Raw genomic sequence first — 19228 nt, 5'->3', positions numbered from 1 at the left:
ACCACCACTTGTCGCATCGCCTCGGACGGGTCGTCAGTGGCGGGCGACCACGTCTCGGGTCTGCCGGGCGATCTCCCGCTCCTCGTCGGTGCGGATGACACAGACGCTCACCTCGGCGCCGTCGGGTGAGATGACGCGGTCGCCCGTACCGTCGTTGCGCGCATCGTCGACGGCGATACCGAGCCGGTCCAGGCCGGCCAACGCGGCTGCCCGGACGGGCGCGGCGTGCTCGCCGACCCCGGCGGTGAAGGCGATCGCGTCGACGTGGCCGAGCAGTGCGTAGTACGCCCCGACGTACTCGGTGATCCGCCGGCAGTACATGTCGAAGGCCAGCGCCGCCGCCCGGTCCCCGGCCGCCCGGCGCGCAAGCACCTCGCGCATGTCGTTGGCGCCGGTCAGCCCGAGCAGCCCGCTGCGGTGGTTGAGCAGGTCGTCGATCTCGTCGACCGACAGCCCGGCCTCCCGGCGCAGGTGGAAGATCACCGTGGGGTCGAGGTCGCCGCTGCGGGTGCCCATCACCAGCCCCTGCAACGGGGACATGCCCATCGAGGTGGCGACGCTGCGACCGTTGGCCACCGCGCAGGCGCTGGCCCCGTTGCCCAGGTGCAGGGTGATCGTGTTGACCTGGTCGTACGGGCGGCCGAGCAGTTCGGCGGTACGCCGGGACACGTACGCGTGCGAGGTGCCGTGGAAGCCGTACCGGCGGATGTCGTACCGCTCGGCGGTGTCCCGGTCGATCGCGTAGGTCGCGGCGGCCTCCGGCAGGGTGTGGTGGAACGCGGTGTCGAAGACGGCGACCTGCGGGACGTCCGGGAGTGCCGCGCGGGCCACCTCGATGCCGGCCAGGTTGGCCGGGTTGTGCAGCGGGGCCAGCGGCACCAGGTCCTTGATCGCGGCCAGGACCGCGTCGTCGACGAGCACCGGCGCGCTGAACGTCCGACCACCGTGCACCACCCGGTGCCCGACCGCCTCCAGCCCGCCCAGGTCGAGTCCGTCCAGGATCTGCCGGACCGCGCTGGCGTGGTCCGCCGGGCCGCCACCGGGCTCACCGACCCGCTCGACGGTGCCGTGGTCGAGCACCCGGTCCCCGTCGTAGTGGCGCCACTTCACCGACGACGACCCGCAGTTGAGCACCAGCACCCGACTCATGAGGCCTCCTCGGTGGCCGCCTGGATGGCGGTGATCGCCACCGTGTTGACGATGTCCGGCACGGTCGCGCCGCGGGACAGGTCGTTCACCGGCCGGCGCAGGCCCTGCATGACCGGGCCGACGGCGACCGCCCCGGCCGAGCGCTGCACCGCCTTGTACGTGTTGTTGCCCGTGTTCAGGTCCGGAAAGATGAAGACGGTGGCCTGGCCGGCGACCGGGCTGCCCGGCAACTTCGTCGCCGCCACCGCCGGGTCGATCGCCGCGTCGTACTGGATGGGCCCCTCGACCAGCAGGTCGGGCCGGCGCTCGCGGACCAGGGCGGTGGCCGTGGCGACCTTCTCCACGTCCGCGCCCGCGCCGGAGCTGCCGGTGGAGTAGGACAGCATGGCCACCCGGGGTTCGATGCCGAACCGGGCGGCGGTGTCGGCCGACGAGATCGCGATGTCGGCGAGCTGTGCGGCGTCCGGGTCGCGGTTGACCGCGCAGTCGCCGTAGACCAGCACCCGGTCGGCGAGCAGCATGAAGAAGACGCTGGAGGCCACCGAGACGTCCGGCAGCGTACGGATGATCTCGAACGCCGGTCGGATGGTCGCGGCGGTGGTGTGCGTGGCGCCGGAGATCATGCCATCGGCCCGGCCGGTCGACACCATCAGCGTGCCGAAGTAGTTGGGCTGGGCCACGATGTCGTGCGCCAGTTCGGCGGTGACGCCCCGGTGGGCGCGCAGCCGTGCGTAGTCGGCGGCGAAGTCGTCGCGCCACGCACTGGTGGCCGGGTCGACGACGTTCGCGTCGCCGAGGTCGATGCCCAGTTCGCGGGTCCGCCGGGCGATGTCGTCCGGTCGGCCGAGCAGCGTCAGCTCCGCCACGCCCCGGCGCAGCAGGATCTCCGCCGCGCGCAGGATCCGCTCGTCGGTGCCCTCCGGCAGCACGAGGTGCCGGGGCTTCGAGCGGGCGCGGTCGATCAGCTCGTTCTCGAACATCAGCGGGGTGACCCGGGTCGACCGGCTGACCCGCAGCCGGCGAGCCAGGTCGTCGGTATCCACACAGCGCTCGAACGCGCCCAGCGCGGCCTCCACCTTGCGCGGGTTGGCCGTGCTGGGTCGACCCTCGATCCGGCTGGACGCGGCGACCGTGTCGTAGCTGTCGCTGCGCACCGACAGCACCGCCAACCCGGTGTTCAGCCCCTGCACCAACCGCATCACCCGGGGGTCCGGCTGCTCACCGAGCGTGAGCACCAGCCCGGCCACCGACGCCTGACCGGCCACGTGCGCGGCACTCGCCGCCACGAGCAGGTCGGCCCGGTCCCCGGGGGTGATCACCAGGGCGCCCTCGGTGAGGTGGTCCAGCAGGGTCGGTACGTGCGCCGCGCCGACCACGAAATCCAGCACGTCCCGGCTGAGCGCGGCGTCGTCCCCGGCCAGCAGGGTGGCGCCGAGCGCCGCCGCCACCTCGGCCACCGTCGGCGCCGACACGCTCGGCACCTCCGGGATGGCGTACGCGGGGACCGGCAGGTCGGGCAGCGTCATCGGCTCGGTCACCCGGTTGGCGATCACCGCGAGCACCGTCGCGCCCAGGTCGGTCAGATCGTGGTACGCCCCGCGCACCGCCGACGCGACCGCCGCCGGCTCCTGCCCGAGGCCGTCCACCACCGGCACCACCACGCTGCCGAACTCGGTGGCCAGCCGGGCGTTGAAGGCCAACTCGCGAGGATGGGCCGGATCGCCCGGGTCGTCGAAGTCGCTGCCCACCACGACCACTGCCGGGCACTGCCGCTCCACCGCCCGGTACCGCTCGACAACCGTGGAGATCAGTTGCTCACGTCGGCCGTCCGCGACCAGCGCCGCTGCCTGGGTGTAGGTCGCCCCGGCCAGCTCCGACAGCGGCAGCTCGACCCGGTAACGCTCACTGAGCAGGGCGAGGATCGGATCCGGACCGGTGTCGGCGACCAACGGCCGGAACACGCCGATCCGCCCCACCTGGCGAGAGAGCAACTCCGCCAATCCGAGAGCGATCGTCGACTTGCCCCCGCCCGAACCAACGCTGGTCAGATACACACTGCGAGCCACGTTCCCACCCCCTGCTCGTTGATCAAGAAGTTTGCGTCAGCTCCGGCCCCCATCGTGACCGAAACTTCTTGATCACCGGGTGCGGAACGGGGGGACGGGTCAGGCGTCGTCGTCGTCGGGGTCGTCCAGGCGGGCCAGGTACGTTGCCAGGCGCTCGATGGGGGTTTCGAAGTCGGGGTTGAGGTCGACGAAGTCGCGCAGGCGCTCGCCCAGCCACTCGAGGGTCACCTGCTCGGCGCCCCGGCGCTCGACCAGCTCCTCGATACCGCGGTCGGTGAAGTACATCGGGTACGTCCTCGTGCTCGGCCCGGCGCGGGCCGGGCGGATGGGCGGGTGGGTCGGTGGGTCCGTGGACCGACGCGAGCCGCGGCAGGACCGTGGGTAACGGCCCTGCCCCGGCTCGCGTGGTGCGGTCAGGTCACGGGCGGGGGAGAGCCGCCTCGATCAGCGCGTTCTGCTCGACCTCGTGGGTCTTGGCCGAGCCGACGGCCGGCGCTGCCGCGGCCGGGCGGGAGATCCGCCGCAGCCGGACGTCCGTGAGGTGCTCCAGCAGGTTGAGCGCGACGAACGACCAGGCGCCCTGGTTGGCCGGCTCCTCCTGCACCCAGGCGAAGTCCTCCGCGTTCGGGAACTGCGCGAGGGCGGCGCGGATCTCCTCCACCGGCAGCGGGTACAGCTGCTCGATCCGGAGGATCGCGGTGTCGGTGACGCCGCGGTCCTGCCGGGCCTGGAACAGGTCGTAGTAGACCTTGCCGGAGCAGAGCAGCACCCGCTTCACCGACTCGGGGGCCGGTGCCGCCGTGTCGCGCAGCACCGGCTGGAAGGTGCCGGTGGTGAAGTCCTCGACCGAGGAGACGCAGAGCTTGTGCCGCAGCAGCGACTTCGGCGTGAACACCACGAGTGGCTTGCGCTTGGGCGACAGGGCCTGGCGGCGCAGCAGGTGGAAGTAGTTCGCCGGGGTGGTCGGGATGGACACCCGCATGTTGTCCTCGGCGCACATCTGCAGGAACCGCTCCGGCCGACCGGAGGTGTGGTCCGGACCCTGGCCCTCGTGGCCGTGGGGAAGCAGCAGGGTGACGGCGGAGCGCTGACCCCACTTCACCTCGCCGGACGAGATGAACTCGTCGATCACCGACTGTGCGCCGTTGACGAAGTCGCCGAACTGGGCCTCCCAGGCGACCAGGGCGTTGATGTTCTCCACCGAGTAGCCGTACTCGAAGCCCATCGCCGCGTACTCGCTGAGCAGCGAGTCGTGCACGAAGAACCGGGAGCGCTCGCCGTCGCCGGTGAGCGACTTCAGCGGCAGGTAGTCGTCGCCGGTGCGGGAGTCGACCACCGAGGCGTGCCGCTGGACGAACGTGCCGCGACGCGAATCCTGCCCGGCGAGCCGGACGGTGACCCCGTCGTGCAGCAGCGCCCCGAGCGCGATGATCTCGCCGAAGCCCCAGTCGATGTTGCCCTCGACGGACATCTTGGCCCGCCGGTCCAGCAGTTGCTGGATCCGCTTGTGCGGGGTGAAGCCCTCGGGGAGGTTGATGTGCGCCTCGCCGATCGCCTTCACGACCGACGCGTCGGTGGCGGTGTCGACCTGGGGCTCCGGCTCCTCCTCGCGGCGCGGCCGGTTGAGCTGGCGGGGCGCCGAGGCGGCGTCCCGGGTGGCCTTGAAGACCTTCTCCAACTGCGCCTGGTAGTCGCGCAGCAGCTCTTCCGCGTCCTCCACGGTGATGTCACCGCGACCGATCAGCTCCTCGGTGTAGAGCTTGCGCACCGAGCGCTTCGAGTCAATGATCTTGTACATCTGGGGGTTGGACATCGACGGGTCGTCGCCCTCGTTGTGCCCGCGCCGGCGGTAGCAGACCATGTCGATCACGACGTCCTTGTTGAACGTCTGCCGGTATTCGAAGGCCAGCCGGGCCACCCGGACCACGGCCTCCGGGTCGTCGCCGTTCACGTGGAAGATCGGCGCCTGGATCATCCGGGCCACGTCGGTGCTGTAGAGGCTGGACCGGCTGTACTCCGGGGCGGTGGTGAAGCCGACCTGGTTGTTGACCACCACGTGCACGGTGCCGCCGGTGCGGTAGCCGCGCAACTGCGACAGGTTGAGCGTCTCGGCGACCACGCCCTGCCCGGCGAACGCCGCGTCACCGTGCACCGCCAGCGGCAGCACGGTGTAGCCCTCCAGCTTGAGGTCGATCCGGTCCTGCTTGGCGCGGACGATGCCCTCCAGCACCGGGTCGACGGCCTCCAGGTGCGACGGGTTGGCCACCACCGACACCTTCACCGAGTGCGCGCCGTCCGGAGTGGTGAACTTGCCGTTCTGGCCCAGGTGGTACTTCACGTCGCCGGAGCCCTGCGTCGAGCGCGGGTCCAGGTGACCCTCGAACTCCGAGAAGATCTTCTCGTACGGCTTGCCGACGATGTTGGCCAGCACGTTGAGCCGACCCCGGTGCGCCATGCCGATGACGACCTCGTCCAGCCCGTTCTCGGCGGAGGACTCCAGCACCTCACCGAGCAGCGGGATCAGCGACTCGCCGCCCTCCAGCGAGAAGCGCTTCTGGCCCACGTACTTGGTCTGCAGGAAGGTCTCGAACGCCTCGGCGGCGTTGAGCCGGTTGAGCACGTGCTTCTGCTCGTCGGCGGCCGGCTTCTCGTACTTGCGCTCGATCCGTTCCTGCACCCAGCGCCGCTCCTCCGGGTCCTGGATGTGCATGTACTCGATGCCGACGCGGCGGCAGTACGAGTCGCGCAGCACGCCGAGGATCGAGCGCAGCTTCATCCGCTGCCGGCCGGCGAAGCCGTTGACCGGGAACTCGCGGTCCAGGTCCCAGAGGGTGAGCCCGTGCTGGAGGACGTCCAGGTCGGGGTGCTTGCGGATCGTGAATTCCAGCGGGTCGGTGTCGGCCATCAGGTGACCGCGCACGCGGTACGCGTGGATCAGCTCGTGCACCCGGGCGGTCTTGTTGATCTGACCCTCGGAGTTGACCGCGACGTCGCGCATCCAGCGCACCGGCTCGTACGGGATGCGCAGCGAGGTGAAGATCTGGTCGTAGAAGCCGTGCTCGCCGAGGATCAGCTCGTGCATCACCTTGAGGAACTCGCCGGACTGCGCACCCTGGATGATCCGGTGGTCGTACGTGCTGGTCAGCGTGATGATCTTGCTGACGGCCAGCTCGGCCAGGGTGGCCTCGGACATGCCCTGGTAGGGGGCCGGGTACTCCATCGCACCGACGCCGATGATCGCGCTCTGCCCCTGCATCAGGCGGGGCATCGAGTGCACGGTGCCGATGCCGCCCGGGTTGGTCAGCGAGATCGTGGTGCCGCTGTAGTCGTCCATGGTCAGCTCGTTGCGCCGCGCCCGCCGGACCACGTCCTCGTACGCCTGCCAGAACTGCCGGAAGTCCATCGTCTCGCAGCCCTTGATGGAGGGAACCACCAGGTTGCGGCTGCCGTCCGGCTTGGCCAGGTCGATCGCGATGCCGAGGTTGACGTGGGCGGGGCGGACCATCGCCGGCTTGCCGTTGGCCTCGGCGAAGGAGTTGTTCATCTCCGGGTGCTGGACCAGCGCCCGGACCAGCGCGTACCCGACCAGGTGGGTGAAGCTGACCTTGCCACCGCGCCCCCGGGCGAGGTGGTTGTTGATCACGATGCGGTTGTCGACGAGCAGCTTCGCCGGGACCGCGCGCACGCTGGTCGCGGTGGGCACGCTCAGCGAGGCGTCCATGTTCTGGACGATCTTCGCGGCGACGCCCCGCAACGGCGTGGTCTGCGGGCCGTCGGCGCTCGGCGCGGCGGCCGGCTTGGCCGGGGCCGCCTTCGCCGGGGCGGCCTTGGACGCGGCCGGCGCGGCAGCGGGCTTGGCCGGCGCCGACTGCGCGGTGGACGACGGTGCGGCGGACGGCTTGCTCGCGGACGACTGTGCGGCGCTCGGCTTGCTCGCGGTCGCCGGCGGCGTGGCGCTCGGCTGGCTGACCGTGGCGGCTGCCTCCGGCTGGCCGTCCGGCTCGGGAGCGGCGGCCGGCTCTTCCGACGCCTCAGCCCCGCGTGGCGTGGCCGCGCCGGGTGCCGGCCGGTAGTCGGCGAAGAAGTCGTGCCAGGCCGAATCGACGCTCGATGGGTCGGCGAGGTACCGCTGGTACATCTCCTCGACGATCCACTCATTCGGGCCGAAACCCGCCAGTGGGTTCTCCTGCGAAGTCTGCTGGGTCGACACGGCCGGTAATCGCCTCTTTCACGCGGGTTTGTGTGGCACGCGGTGTGTCCCTCGTGCCCGATTAGGAGCACGGACTGGACGGCTCCCAGGCTACGCCGTACGGATCCCGTAGGCATTTCAGCCTCGGCCCCGTGGCCGGTTTCACAGAAGATGCCAGAAGTTCAGCAACCGCTGCGCGGCCAGCCGAGGGCTGGTAACGCGCGGCAGATCGAGGTTGGTGACGCACGGCAGATCGCCGGTGACGCGCGGCCAGCTCCCGGCGTGGTGCCGACCCCGGGGCGGCCAGCTCGCCGCCCCGGGGTCGGAAAAGCCGTCAGGCGATGTCGCGACGTCGAGTGATCAGGATTCCGACGATGCCACTGACCAGCGCGTAGCCCACCAGCACCAGGGCGCCGACCCACCAGTCGGGGGTCAGGTCGGTGCTGCTCCCGCTGATCATGACCTGGGATGCCACCGCGGGCCAGACCACCTGCCACTTCATCACCGCCTCGTTGTCCAGCCAGCTGGAGAGGAGGAAGAAGAGCAGCTGGGCCACCTGGGTGCCGATCAGGTACAGCACCGAGGCGGTGATCACCGCGCCGAGCTGGTTGGGGATCAGCGTGCCGATGCCCACCCCGAGGACCGTCCAGATCATGTACGCCAGCAGGTTCAGCAGCAGTGCCCGGTGCACCGTCCACTCGCCGAGCTGCGCGCCGTGGTCGTTCAGGCTCAGGAAGACCGACCCAGCGGCCAGGTCGATCACCGTGGTGGCCAGCCAGAAGCCGAAGCCCAGCAGCGAGGCGGCGCCGAGCTTGGCCAGGATCACCGAGGTGCGACGCGGCGTGGTCAGGTAGGTCGTGGTCGCGGTCTGGTGGAAGACCTCGTTGGTGACCATCAGGATGCCGATCAGCATCACGAACATCAGCCCCAGGTACTGCCCCGAGGTGTACAGGTTGGCCGCCTGGCCGGCGGGGGTGGCCTGGTCCCCGCTGACGCCGAAGTCCTCCTGGTTGCCGCCGAGCACCTGGCTGGCGAGCCAGGCGTTGACGACGAAGGCCAGCACCAGGGCGAGGAACGCGCCGAGGGCCAGCCACCACCAGGTGCTGGTCGTACGGATCTTGAGCAGTTCGGCTCGGACCAGGTTCATCGGATGCCCGCCTTTCCGGCCGTCAGCTCCAGGAAGACCCGTTCCAGGTCGGGTCGTTCGGTGGTCAGTTCGTGCAGTTCGACGCCGGCGGTCAGGGCGGTCCGGCCGATCGTCGGGGCGTCCACCCCGGCGACCAGCAGCACGCCCTGCTCGTCGGTGTCGACGGTCGCCGACTGCGCCTTCAGCGCCGCGACCAGAGCCTCGGCCTGCGGCGTGCGGACCCGTACCCGGGCGGTCTGCGCCATCGAGCCGAGGACCTGGTCGACAGGTCCCTGCCGGACCAGCTGCCCGGCCGCGATGATCACCACGTCGTCGGCGAGCAGCTGCATCTCCGACAGCAGGTGGCTGGAGACCAGCACGGTGCGGCCTTCGTGGGCGAGGTTCTTGAGGAACCCGCGCATCCACCGGATGCCCTCCGGGTCGAGCCCGTTGGCGGGCTCGTCGAGGATCAGCACACGAGGGTCGCCGAGCATGGCGGCGGCGATGCCCAGCCGCTGCTTCATGCCCAGCGAGTAGCCCTTGAACTTGCGCTTCGCCGCCGGGGTCAACCCGACCAGGGCCAGCGCCTCGTCGGCCCGCTGCCGGGGCAGCCCGGCCGCCGCGCAGATGACCCGCAGGTGGTTGATGCCGGTGCGGCCCTTGTGCGCGCTGGAGGCTTCCAGCACCGCGCCGACGTGCCGGAGCGGGTCCGTGAGATCGGCGTACCGGTGGCCGCTGATGGTGGTCGTGCCCGCGGTCGGCGTGACCAGGTTCAGCAGCATGCGCAGGGTGGTGGTCTTGCCAGCGCCGTTCGGGCCGAGGAAGCCGGTCACCCGCCCCGGTGCCACGGTGAAGGACAGGTCGTTCACCGCCCGCACGTTCTTGTACTGCTTCGTCAGACCGGACACCACGATCTGACCGTCGCTGGTGGGGCTTCGCTGCCCGTCAGTCATCGTTCTCCTCCCGTGTACGGCGTCGAGGTACGCCGTGGCACAGCGTGACGGCCCGGGGCATCAAGGTCAATCAGGCTCGGTTCCTATGTTCGTCTCCGTCGCAGGGCGGAGGCGACTCCACCCTGCGGACGACGGACGGTCTCAGCGGGCGATCCAGGTCGCCCGCGCCGCGCCGAGCAACGCGCCGTCCGGGCCGTACAGGCTGGTGTGCACGAGCGCCTTGCGGCCATCGACGTCGAGCAACGCCCCGGTCACCACGCAGTCGTCGCCCGGCCCCGGCAGCGCCGTGACCACTGCGGCGATCCGACCCAGCAGGTACAGGCGGCCCGGCGCGAGGACCGTCCAACCGCCGGGGCAGTCCAACGCCGCCCAGACCGTGGGTGCGCTGACCCGCTCGGGCGCCCGGAACGGCGCGGCGGTCCGCCCATCAGGTAACCGGCCGGGAAAGATCCGCAGCCCGTCGGCCCGCTGCGGCCCGCAGACGTAACAACCGGGGAACGGATGCTCGACCAGGCCGGGGTAGCGCGTCGCCGCGGCCACCGCGGTGTCCAGGTCCACCGGGGGTACGACGACGTCGACCACGCCGGCCGGGCGCACCTCGGCCACCAGTTCGCCGGCCGGGTCACGGACCTCGCCGTCGGTCAGGATCAGCTCGGTGTCCAGTGGTGGCGGTCGGCGCAGCGTCACCTCGACCGGGCCCGTGCCGCCCGCCTCGGCGGCGAACACTCCCGCGCTCCAGCCGCCGTTGCCCGAGCCGGGCGGCCCGTTGTAGCGGGACTCGATCCGCATCGTCGACCTCCGGTGGGGCGTGCCGGCGTCGTCGCCGGTTCGTCGGGCAGCCTCGCACGACCACCGGTGGGACGCATCTGCCGGCCGGCGTTCATCCTGCCGACACCGGTGGTCTGAGTGAATGGCAACCCGAGCACCTACACAGATCCCATGGCCGTTCTGCATGCCGCTGGCGCACCCCTGACGACCAGCGGATACACCCTGCTGATCGCCGACGACCCCATCCAGGTCGCGGCCGCGCAACGCCTGCGCCACGAGGTGTTCGCCACCGAGCTCGGCGCCACTCTCCTCCCCGATACCGCCGGGCTGGACGTGGATCCCTTCGACGCGCACTGCGACCACCTGATCGTCCGCGAGGACAGCACCGGCCAGGTGGTCGGCACGTACCGTCTGTTGCCACCGGGCCGCAGCACCCGGCGGTACGCCGAGGACGAGTTCGACCTCGGCGCGCTCGATCCGCTCCGCGACGACCTGGTCGAGGCGGGCCGGTCGTGTGTGCACCCGGACCACCGCTCCGGCGCGGTGATCAATCTGATGTGGGCGGGCATCGTCCGATACCTGCACCTGCGGGGTTCCCGTTGGCTCGGCGGCTGCGCGTCGGTGCCGGTGGCCGACGGCGGGCGGACGGTCGCCGAGGTGTGGACCCAGGCCCAGACCCGGCACCTGTCGCCGCCGCCCCTGCGGGTCCGCCCGCTGCGGCCCTGGTTCACCGAGTCGGCCGCCGGACCGGTGGCCGCCGATCCGGCGGGCCGCGTCGCGGTACCGCCGCTGCTGCGTGGCTACCTCCGGCTGGGCGCGTGGATCTGCGGCGAGCCGTCGTACGACCCCGACTTCGGCTGCGCGGACTTCTACGTGCTGTTCTGCCTGGATCGGATGAACCCGCGTTACCTGCGGCACTTCCTGGGCGAGGCGCAGCGATGACCGCCGGGTCGCACGACCTGTGGCGGCCGTCGTCGGGTTGCGACGACGACTGTCTGCCACCGACCGGCGGGGTGCCCACCGTGTCGGTGGCCCGTCGGGTACTGCGGTTGGTCGCCGTGTCCGGCATGCTGCTGGCCGGCGTCGGCCTGGTGGTGCTGCTGCCCGTACTGCCGGTCCAGGAGCGCCACGCGGCGGTGCGCGGGTGGGCCCGGTCCACCGCGCGGGCCTTCGGGGTCCGGCTGGTGATCCGGGGCCGACTGCCCCGGCGGCGGGCGCTGCTGGTCGCCAACCATGTCTCGTGGCTGGACATCCTCGCGGTGCTGGCCGTCGCGCCCACCCGGATGGTGGCGAAGCGGGAGATCCGCTCCTGGCCGGTGTTCGGCCTGCTGGCCGCGGTGGCGGGGACCGTCTTCGTGGACCGCGCCCGGCCGCGCGCGCTACCGGCCATGGTCGGCCGGATCGCCGACACGCTGCGCGCCGGCCGGTCGGTGGCGGTCTTTCCGGAGGGGACGACCTGGTGTGCGGGCGCCGGTGCCGCCGACTGCCGCCCCGGCGGCGGCTTCCGGCCCGCGACGTTCCAGGCGGCCATCGACACGGGCAGCCCGGTGGTGCCACTGCGGCTCGCCTACGCCTGTGCGGCCACCGGTACGACCACCACGGCCGCTGCCTTCCTCGGTGCGGACACGTTGCTGCGGTCGATGGTCCGGGTGGTCACGGCGCGGGATCTGGTGGTGTCGGTGACGATCGCCGCCGCGTTGCATCCGGCCCGTACCGCCGACCGGCGGTTGCTGGCTCGGGCCGCCGAGTCCGCCGTACACCTGGTGCCCGCGGCCGGGGCGGGGGCGCGGACCCGGCCGCACCCGGTGCCCACGGCGACCCCGGCGGTCGCGGTGCCCACGGCGGTCCCGGCGGTGCCCGTGCCCACGCCGGTTGTCGGCGGCGGGCTGGACCTGGCGGCCTGAGACGGCGGCCCTGCGCCGTGCCCGTGCCCTGCGCCTGCGCCCTGCGCTCCGCGCCTGCGCCCTGCGCTCCGCGCCTGCGCCCTGCGCTCCGCGCCCGTGTCCTGCGCTCCGCGCCCGTGTCCTGCGCTCCGCGCCCGCGTCCTGCGCTCCGCGCCCGCGTCCTGCGCTCCGCGCCCGCGCCCTGCGCTCCGCGCCCGCGCCCTGCGCTCCGCGCCCGCGCCCTGCGCTCCGCGCCCGCGCCCTGCGCTCCGCGCCCGCGCTCCGCGCTCCGCGCCCGCGCCCTGCGCCCCGCGCCCGCGCCCGTGTCCTGCGCTCCGAGCCCACCAAGATCGCGCTCGATCCAGCATGTAGTGGCCTCGGGGATGTGGGATGCCACTACATCAAGGATCGAGCGCGATCTTGGTGTGAAGGTTGGGTTCGCGGTGCAAGATCTTCGCAACTTCGGTGATGTTGCTGCCTGGTGCGCGTCTGAGGCAGCAACATCCGGGAAGATGCGCGGATCTTCGGGGCGGATCTTGGGGGCGGATCTTGGCGCGCGCAGGATGGCCGCCAACTCGCGATCTGTCTTGTGCTGTCGCGATGTATCGCGTTACTGTCTGCTCGTCCGGCGCGCGTTGGCGCGCCGTCGAGAGGAGGACGCGCCATGGCCGGATGGACGGTCGAGAGCCCGCAGCGGCTCACCGTGGACGGACCGGTCACCCGGTTGGATGTCCGCCTGGTCAGTGGGCGGCTCAACGTGGTCGCCGCCGAAGGCCCGACCCGGATCGACGTGACCCAGGTCGGCCGTCGGCCGGTCCTGATCGAGCATGCCGACGGCCGGCTCAACATCCGTCAGGAACGCGGTCGGAGCTGGTCGGACGTCCTGCGGTGGTTCCGGATGATCCACCGCTACCCCCGGGTGGACGTCTCCATCGCCGTGTCCGCCGACGTCCTCGCCGACCTGGGCCTGGTCGCGGGCTCGCTCGTCGTCTCCGGCCTGCGCCGGCAGACCAGGGTCCACGTCACCGCCGGCCAGATCACCCTGATGGGGCTGCGGGGCAACACCACGGCGAACATCACCTCCGGCCCGGTGGAGGCTCTCGGCGTCCGCGGCGACCTCACCCTGGAGACGGTCTCCGGTGAGGTGATCCTCGCCGACAGCGCCGCCGACCGGGTACGGGCGCAGACCGTCTCCGGGGCCATCACCTGCGACCTGGACAACCCCCGGCACAGCGAGATCCGGCTGAGCACCATCTCGGGCGGCATCACCGTCCGGGTCCGCGCGGACAGCGACCTCGCCGTCCAGCTGAACACCGCCTCCGGGCGCATCACCAGCGGCTTTCCGCAGCTGCGCAGCTCGACGTTCCCGGTGCGCAACAGCGAGGGAGTGCTCGGCGCCGGCAACGGTAAGCTCTGGGCTTCCGCGACCTCGGGCAGCATCGCCCTGCTCGCCCGAGCCGTCGACCATGATGGGGAGGAGCTGCCGTGACCGCCGTGTTCAGCCACGGGCGGCTCCGGCTCTACCTGCTCAAGCTGCTCGACGACGGCCCGAAGCACGGCTACGAGCTGATCCGCCTGCTGGAGGACCGTTTCCTCGGGCTCTACGCGCCCAGCGCCGGCACCATCTACCCCCGCCTGCAACGGCTGGAGGTCGAGGGCCTGGTCAGCCACACCGCGGCCGGCGGCCGCAAGACGTACGACATCACCGACGCCGGCCGGGCGGAGCTGCGCCAACGGGCCGGCGAGTTGGAAGCCCTCGAGGCGGACATCGCGGCCTCGGTGGCCGACCTCTCCACCCTGGCCGGTGAGATCCGCAGCGAGGTACGAGGCTCGGTTCGCGACCTCAAGCGGGAGCTGAGCGAGGCCACCCGGCAGACCCGACGCACCCGGTGGGACGCGCCGGCGCCGCCGCCCCGGCCGGCGTCGACCGTCGGGCCGCAGGCGGAGCTGCTCGACGAGCTCGACAAGCGGCTGCTCGCGTTCAGCGCCGAGGTGGGCCGGTTGACGCGCGCCCGGCAGTTCAGCGACACCCAGCTGCGCACCGCGATCCGGCTGCTCGACGGCGCCCTGGACGGGCTGCGCCGCCTGCTGCGTTGACCCGAGTCGCCGAACGGCGTTGACCCGAGTCGCCGAACGGCGCTGACCGGAGTCGCCGTACGGCGGTGACTCACAGGTTTTTTGCAGGAAGTGTCCAGCGCTGGCGCAGTGATGTCACCGATGATGGGCGCATGCCCGCTACCCAGACCGAGGCGCGACTTCTCGTCGTCGAGGACGACCCCAACATCCTCGAACTGCTCTCCGCGAGCCTTCGCTTCGCGGGGTTCGACGTGGCCACCGCGACCAGTGGGAGCGCGGCGCTCAACGCCGCCAAGGACCACCGGCCCGACCTGGTGGTGCTCGACGTGATGCTGCCGGACCTGGACGGCTTCGAGGTCATCCGGATGCTCCGCGAGGGCGGCACGCGTACCCCGGTGGTCTTCCTGACCGCCCGGGACGCCACCGACGACAAGATCCGTGGGCTGACCCTGGGTGGTGACGACTACGTCACCAAGCCGTTCAGCCTGGAGGAGTTGACCGCCCGGATCCGGGCCGTGCTGCGCCGCACCACGACCGGCGGGCAGGCGCCCTCCCGGCTCACCTTCGCCGACCTGGAGCTGGACGAGGAGACCCACGAGGTGCACCGGGCCGGCCAGCGCGTGCAGCTGTCGCCGACCGAGTTCAAGCTGCTGCGCTACCTGATGCTCAACGCCAACCGGGTGCTGTCCAAGGCGCAGATCCTCGACCACGTCTGGAACTACGACTTCCGCGGTGACGACAACATCGTCGAGTCCTACATCTCCTACCTGCGACGCAAGGTCGACACCACCCAACCCCGGTTGATCCACACGCTGCGTGGCGTCGGGTACGTGCTGCGCAAGCCGGCGGCGTGAACGCGGTCCAGCAGGCGAAGGGACGGCTGCGGGGCGTACCGCTGCGAGTCAAGCTGGTGACCGCGGTGCTGCTGCTCGTCGCCGCCGCGCTGCTGGTGATCAGTTCGCTGACCACTGTCTTCCTGCGCAGTTACCTGGTCACCCAGGTCGACAGCGAGTTGAGTGGCTCGGCACGCAGCCTCGACGAGGTCGTCGCCGCCCAGCAGGGCAGTGTGGGTGTGGGTTTCCCGACCGACTACCTGGTGGTGGCCATCAACTCGAGCAACGGCCGGGACCTGGTCTACGACAACAAGCGTTTCGTGCTGGGCGACCTGCCACCGTTCCCGTCGGACGCCGCCGGCTTCGAGAAGCTGGAGGGCAAACCCTTCACCGTCCGGGCCCGGGACAGCAAGGTGCGCTGGCGGATGCTCTACACCCAGTTGCCCAACGGTCAGCCCCTGGCCATCGGTCAGCACCTCACCGACGTCGACCTGGCGGTGAAGCGGCTGGTCTGGATCGACCTGCTGGTCGGCGGGTCGGTGCTGATCATGCTGGCCTCGGTGGGCGCGGCGATCGTCCGGACCAGCCTCAAACCGCTCGTGGAGATCGAACGAACGGCCGCCGCCATCGCCGGCGGCGACCTGACCCGGCGCGTGCCCGACCCGGAGGAGGGGCAGGCCGAGCCCACCTCCGAACTGGGCCGCCTCTCCCGCGCGTTGAACGCGATGCTCACCCAGATCGAGGCGGCGTTCACCGCCCGAGCCGCCTCGGAGGCGTCGGCGCGTTCGGCGGAGAGCTCCGCGCGGGACGCCGCCTACGCCGCTCAGGCATCCGAGGCGCGGGCCATCCGCTCCGAGGAGCGGATGCGACGCTTCGTCGCGGACGCCTCGCACGAACTACGGACCCCGCTGACCACCATCCGTGGTTTCGCCGAGCTGTATCGCCAGGGCGCGGCCCGGGAGCCGGAGCAGACCGCCGGCCTGCTGCGCCGCATCGAGGACGAGGCGGCCCGGATGGGGCTGCTGGTGGAGGACCTGCTGCTGCTCGCCCGGCTGGACCGGGAACGGCCACTCGCGCTGAGTCCGGTGGAACTGCCGGTGCTCGCCTCCGACGCCGTACAGGCCGCCCGGGTGATCGCCCCGGACCGCCGGATCGAGTTGGAGATCGCCCCCGGATCGGGTCCGCTCGTCGTCTCCGCCGACGACCCGCGGTTGCGTCAGGTGATCGGCAACCTGGTCACCAACGCGCTCACCCACACCCCGCCGGACGCCGAGATCCGGGTGCGGTTGCGGGCCGAGCCGGGAGGCCAGGCCGTCATCGAGGTGGCCGACAGCGGTCCGGGCCTCTCGCCGGAGCAGGCAGAACGGGTCTTCGAGCGGTTCTACCGGGCCGACGCGGCACGCACCCGGCGGGCCGACGGCAACACCGGCACCGGCCTCGGCCTGGCGATCGTGGCAGCGCTCGTCGCCGCGCACGGCGGCTCGGTCGAGGCGGTCGAGACACCCGGCGGCGGGGCCACCTTCCGGGTCCGGTTGCCGCTGCTGCCGCAGGTCGACGACGTCGGCGAGTGACTTTCAGCCAACTTCCAGGACGGTTCCAGGTTGATTGCAGTGCCAAGGGAGAAGGTAGTGCCATGACCGAGTACGAGTCCGACCCGCAGCGCCGGCCGGCCCCCACCGACGCCGAGCCGTCGCACCCCACCGCCGAGCTGCCACGCGACGAGCGCGCGCAGTCCGACTCCCCGACCACTCCCATCCAGGTCGTTTCGACCACGGGTGACGCGCAGGCCGCCGGTGACGCGCCGACCACGAGCGACACCTCGACCACCGCCGTCACCGAGGCCGCACCCGCCGCCTACGGCGCGCAGCCGGCCAGCACGCAGCCGACCGGGTACGAGCCGCCGACCGCCGCGCAGCCGACCCCCGCGCAGCCGACCGGATACGAGCCGCCGGCCACCGCTGGATCCGCGCCGCCGTACCCGGTCTCCGGCTACCCGGCACCCGGCCAGTCCGGCTATCCCACGCCCGGCCAGTCCGGCTACCCGCAGCCGAACGCCGGCCGGTACCCCGGTGCCCCCTGGTACGCCGGCCAGCAGTCCGGCTGGGCCGGTGGGGGACAGCCGGGCATGGCGTACCCGCCGCACCAGCAGCAGCACGCCCCGCACCAGCAGCACCCCGGGCAGCACGCCCAGCACCCGGGTCAGCCGGTCCCGCCGTGGGGTCCGCAGGTCGCGCCGCCCGGCAGCGGTCCCCGGCCCGGCCGGATCGCCAAGTTCGCCGGCGCCGGCGTCGCGGTGTTCGCGCTGATGCTCGGCTCCGGCGTGGCCGGTGGGGCGCTCGCCCTCGCGCTCGACGGCGACGGCGGTGGCGTCACCCGCACCTACACCGCGGCACCGGTGCTCAACAGCGCCGACCTGCCGAAGATCGCCGCGTCCGTACAGGACAGCGTCGTCTCGATCACCACCGGCAGCGGCGAGGGCTCCGGCGTGGTGCTCACCACCGACGGCTACGTGCTGACCAACAACCACGTGGTCGCCTCGGCCAGCGGTGACACCGTCGAGGTGGTCTTCGCCGACGGCAAGAAGGCACCGGCGAAGATCATTGGCACCGACCCGAAGACCGACCTGGCCGTGGTCAAGGCCGACGGGGTCGCCGACCTCAAGCCGGCCAAGTTCGGCGACAGCGACGCCATGCAGGTCGGCGACCAGGTGCTCGCCCTGGGCAGCCCGCTCGGCCTGCAAGGCTCGGTGACCTCGGGCATCCTCAGCGCCCGGGACCGCACCATCCGGGCCGGCGAGGGCCAGCAGCAGGACCCGACCCAGCAGAGCCAGCCCGTCAGCTCGATCTCCGGTCTGCTCCAGACCGACGCGCCGATCAACCCGGGCAACTCCGGCGGCGCGCTCGTCAACACCCGGGGTGAGGTGATCGGCGTCAACACCGCCATCGCGACCTCCGGGCAGAGCACCGGCAACATCGGGGTCGGGTTCGCCATCCCCAGCAACAAGGCGAAGGACGTCGCCGGCAAGCTCCAGCGCGGCGAGAAGGTCAGCCACCCGTCGCTCGGAGTGGGCGTCAACCAGGCCGAGGGCGGCGGCGCGCTGGTCGCGTCGATCACCCCGGGCAGCCCGGCCGAGAAGGCCGGCCTCCAGCGCGGCGACGTCGTCACCCGGTTCGGCGACAAGCCGGTCAACGACTCGGACGACCTGGTCGGCGCGGTCCAGGCCGGCAAGGTCGGCGACCGGGTCGAGGTGCAGTTCAAGCGGAACGGCGCCGAGAAGTCGGTGTCCGTGACGCTCGCCGAGACGAACTGACAGATATCTGAACCTGCTTCCTCCCTCCGGCGGCGGGTGGCGGGGCCGAGGGGGTCGGCTCCGTCACCCGCCGCGCTTTTTCGGCCAGGACGGCGGTTCACCCGGATCGGGTGAGCCGCCGTCACCCGTGTGCCCGGCAGATTTCGGTGCGCGAGTCTCGGCGACCGAAACCGGGGGTGGGTGCCATGACCGAGGTGGTGGACGTCCGCGACGACCAGCGGATCCAACGCGACGTCCTGGCGGAGCTGGCCTGGGACGCCCAACTGCAACCGAACGAGATCGGTGTGACCGTCGACCAGGGCGTGGTCACCCTGACCGGGTACGTGGACGGTGCCGCCCGCGGTTGGGCCGCGACCCGATGTGCCCAGCGGGTCCGTGGCGTACGGGCGGTGGCCGACGAGATCGAGGTGCGGCTGCCCGGTACGCCGGGGCGTACCGACGCCGAGGTCGCCATCGCCGCCTCCCGGGCTCTGGAGTGGGACAGCTTCGTGCCCGCCGAACGGCTCGACGTGACGGTGGCCAACGGCTGGCTGATGCTGCGTGGCGAGGTCGAGTTCGGGTGGCAGCGGCGGGCCGCCGAGGGGGAGGTGCGCCGGCTCGACGGCGTACGGGGGATCACCAACCTGATCGAGGTACGGCCGCCGGCCCCGCCGGTCGCTGACCGACTGCGTCGGGACGTCCAGCGGGCGCTGGCCCGCACGATCGGTGGCGATCGGGTGACCGTCGAGGTGGACGGCGACACGCTGGTCCTCGCCGGGGTGGTCCGCTCCTGGTGGGAACGTGACCAGGTCCAGCGGGTCGCGTGGAGCGCGCCGGGAGTGCGGGTGGTGCACGACCAACTCCTGGTCGGCGGGTGAGCGTCCGCCTTGTCCGGT

Annotated in this window: 15 protein-coding genes; 8 read left to right on the top strand and 7 right to left on the bottom strand. The window is 71.8% G+C overall.

The window, feature by feature from the left end:
- Positions 1-33 precede the first annotated feature (33 nt).
- The 7 genes from AB0C01_RS20570 to AB0C01_RS20540 all read right to left on the bottom strand — a co-directional run bounded on the left by AB0C01_RS20570 (position 34) and on the right by AB0C01_RS20540 (position 10272).
- Positions 34-1149, bottom strand: coding sequence for an acetate kinase (locus tag AB0C01_RS20570; RefSeq protein ID WP_357571839.1), 1116 nt, complete (start codon positions 1147-1149; stop codon positions 34-36).
- Positions 1146-3215, bottom strand: a complete 2070-nt coding sequence (gene pta, locus AB0C01_RS20565; RefSeq protein ID WP_357571838.1) for a phosphate acetyltransferase — start codon at positions 3213-3215, stop codon at positions 1146-1148. The genes AB0C01_RS20570 and pta overlap by 4 nt, the downstream gene beginning before the upstream one ends.
- A gap of 99 nt (positions 3216-3314) precedes the next feature.
- Positions 3315-3500: a DUF6104 family protein gene (locus AB0C01_RS20560; protein ID WP_357246603.1), complete on the bottom strand. Its 186-nt coding sequence runs from the start codon at positions 3498-3500 to the stop codon at positions 3315-3317.
- 133 nt (positions 3501-3633) lie between these two features.
- The gene (locus tag AB0C01_RS20555) at positions 3634-7425 is read right to left on the bottom strand and encodes a multifunctional oxoglutarate decarboxylase/oxoglutarate dehydrogenase thiamine pyrophosphate-binding subunit/dihydrolipoyllysine-residue succinyltransferase subunit (RefSeq protein WP_357571837.1); all 3792 of its coding nucleotides are present in this window, start codon (positions 7423-7425) and stop codon (positions 3634-3636) included.
- A gap of 313 nt (positions 7426-7738) precedes the next feature.
- Positions 7739-8551 carry an ABC transporter permease gene (locus AB0C01_RS20550; RefSeq protein WP_357246597.1) on the bottom strand — a complete coding sequence of 271 codons (813 nt, stop codon included), beginning with the start codon at positions 8549-8551 and terminating at the stop codon, positions 7739-7741.
- The gene (locus AB0C01_RS20545; protein ID WP_357571836.1) at positions 8548-9483 is read right to left on the bottom strand and encodes an ATP-binding cassette domain-containing protein; all 936 of its coding nucleotides are present in this window, start codon (positions 9481-9483) and stop codon (positions 8548-8550) included. The genes AB0C01_RS20550 and AB0C01_RS20545 overlap by 4 nt, the downstream gene beginning before the upstream one ends.
- A gap of 141 nt (positions 9484-9624) precedes the next feature.
- Entirely contained in the window at positions 9625-10272 is a 648-nt protein-coding gene (locus tag AB0C01_RS20540; RefSeq protein ID WP_357571835.1) for a hypothetical protein, read from the bottom strand.
- Between the two features lie 150 nt (positions 10273-10422).
- Between AB0C01_RS20540 and AB0C01_RS20535 the strand changes: the two genes are divergently transcribed.
- The 8 genes from AB0C01_RS20535 to AB0C01_RS20500 all read left to right on the top strand — a co-directional run bounded on the left by AB0C01_RS20535 (position 10423) and on the right by AB0C01_RS20500 (position 19210).
- Positions 10423-11193, top strand: a complete 771-nt coding sequence (locus tag AB0C01_RS20535; RefSeq protein WP_357246590.1) for a GNAT family N-acyltransferase — start codon at positions 10423-10425, stop codon at positions 11191-11193.
- Entirely contained in the window at positions 11190-12155 is a 966-nt protein-coding gene (locus AB0C01_RS20530) for a lysophospholipid acyltransferase family protein (protein WP_357571834.1), read from the top strand. Before AB0C01_RS20535 ends, AB0C01_RS20530 begins: the two co-directional genes overlap by 4 nt.
- A gap of 643 nt (positions 12156-12798) precedes the next feature.
- Positions 12799-13623, top strand: a complete 825-nt coding sequence (locus AB0C01_RS20525; protein ID WP_357571833.1) for a DUF4097 family beta strand repeat-containing protein — start codon at positions 12799-12801, stop codon at positions 13621-13623.
- Positions 13620-14231 carry a PadR family transcriptional regulator gene (locus tag AB0C01_RS20520; RefSeq protein ID WP_357246582.1) on the top strand — a complete coding sequence of 204 codons (612 nt, stop codon included), beginning with the start codon at positions 13620-13622 and terminating at the stop codon, positions 14229-14231. The genes AB0C01_RS20525 and AB0C01_RS20520 overlap by 4 nt, the downstream gene beginning before the upstream one ends.
- Positions 14232-14362: 131 nt before the next feature.
- Positions 14363-15064, top strand: a complete 702-nt coding sequence (locus tag AB0C01_RS20515) for a response regulator transcription factor (protein ID WP_355033347.1) — start codon at positions 14363-14365, stop codon at positions 15062-15064.
- Positions 15061-16614, top strand: coding sequence for a HAMP domain-containing sensor histidine kinase (locus tag AB0C01_RS20510; protein WP_357246579.1), 1554 nt, complete (start codon positions 15061-15063; stop codon positions 16612-16614). The genes AB0C01_RS20515 and AB0C01_RS20510 overlap by 4 nt, the downstream gene beginning before the upstream one ends.
- Before the next feature lie 62 nt (positions 16615-16676).
- The gene (locus AB0C01_RS20505; RefSeq protein ID WP_357571832.1) at positions 16677-18353 is read left to right on the top strand and encodes a trypsin-like peptidase domain-containing protein; all 1677 of its coding nucleotides are present in this window, start codon (positions 16677-16679) and stop codon (positions 18351-18353) included.
- A gap of 185 nt (positions 18354-18538) precedes the next feature.
- Complete coding sequence (locus AB0C01_RS20500; protein WP_357571831.1) at positions 18539-19210, top strand: BON domain-containing protein; 672 nt, start codon at positions 18539-18541, stop codon at positions 19208-19210.
- The last annotated feature ends 18 nt before the right edge of the window (positions 19211-19228 follow it).

The sequence above is a fragment of the Micromonospora sp. NPDC048905 genome, from assembly GCF_040649655.1.
In the GTDB taxonomy this organism is placed as follows: domain Bacteria; phylum Actinomycetota; class Actinomycetes; order Mycobacteriales; family Micromonosporaceae; genus Micromonospora.
Note: the sequence above shows the minus strand (reverse complement) of the source record. Positions and strands in the feature narration are given on the sequence as shown.

Excerpts from the sequence above, each read along its gene's own strand:
- AB0C01_RS20570 (WP_357571839.1), bottom strand. The coding sequence starts at position 1,149 with ATGAGTCGGGTGCTGGTGCTCAACTGCGGGTCGTCGTCGGTGAAGTGG.
- AB0C01_RS20560 (WP_357246603.1), bottom strand. The coding sequence starts at position 3,500 with ATGTACTTCACCGACCGCGGTATCGAGGAGCTGGTCGAGCGCCGGGGC.
- AB0C01_RS20550 (WP_357246597.1), bottom strand. The coding sequence starts at position 8,551 with ATGAACCTGGTCCGAGCCGAACTGCTCAAGATCCGTACGACCAGCACC.
- AB0C01_RS20545 (WP_357571836.1), bottom strand. The coding sequence starts at position 9,483 with ATGACTGACGGGCAGCGAAGCCCCACCAGCGACGGTCAGATCGTGGTG.
- AB0C01_RS20540 (WP_357571835.1), bottom strand. The coding sequence starts at position 10,272 with ATGCGGATCGAGTCCCGCTACAACGGGCCGCCCGGCTCGGGCAACGGC.
- AB0C01_RS20535 (WP_357246590.1), top strand. The coding sequence starts at position 10,423 with ATGGCCGTTCTGCATGCCGCTGGCGCACCCCTGACGACCAGCGGATAC.
- AB0C01_RS20530 (WP_357571834.1), top strand. The coding sequence starts at position 11,190 with ATGACCGCCGGGTCGCACGACCTGTGGCGGCCGTCGTCGGGTTGCGAC.
- AB0C01_RS20525 (WP_357571833.1), top strand. The coding sequence starts at position 12,799 with ATGGCCGGATGGACGGTCGAGAGCCCGCAGCGGCTCACCGTGGACGGA.
- AB0C01_RS20515 (WP_355033347.1), top strand. The coding sequence starts at position 14,363 with ATGCCCGCTACCCAGACCGAGGCGCGACTTCTCGTCGTCGAGGACGAC.
- AB0C01_RS20505 (WP_357571832.1), top strand. The coding sequence starts at position 16,677 with ATGACCGAGTACGAGTCCGACCCGCAGCGCCGGCCGGCCCCCACCGAC.
- AB0C01_RS20500 (WP_357571831.1), top strand. The coding sequence starts at position 18,539 with ATGACCGAGGTGGTGGACGTCCGCGACGACCAGCGGATCCAACGCGAC.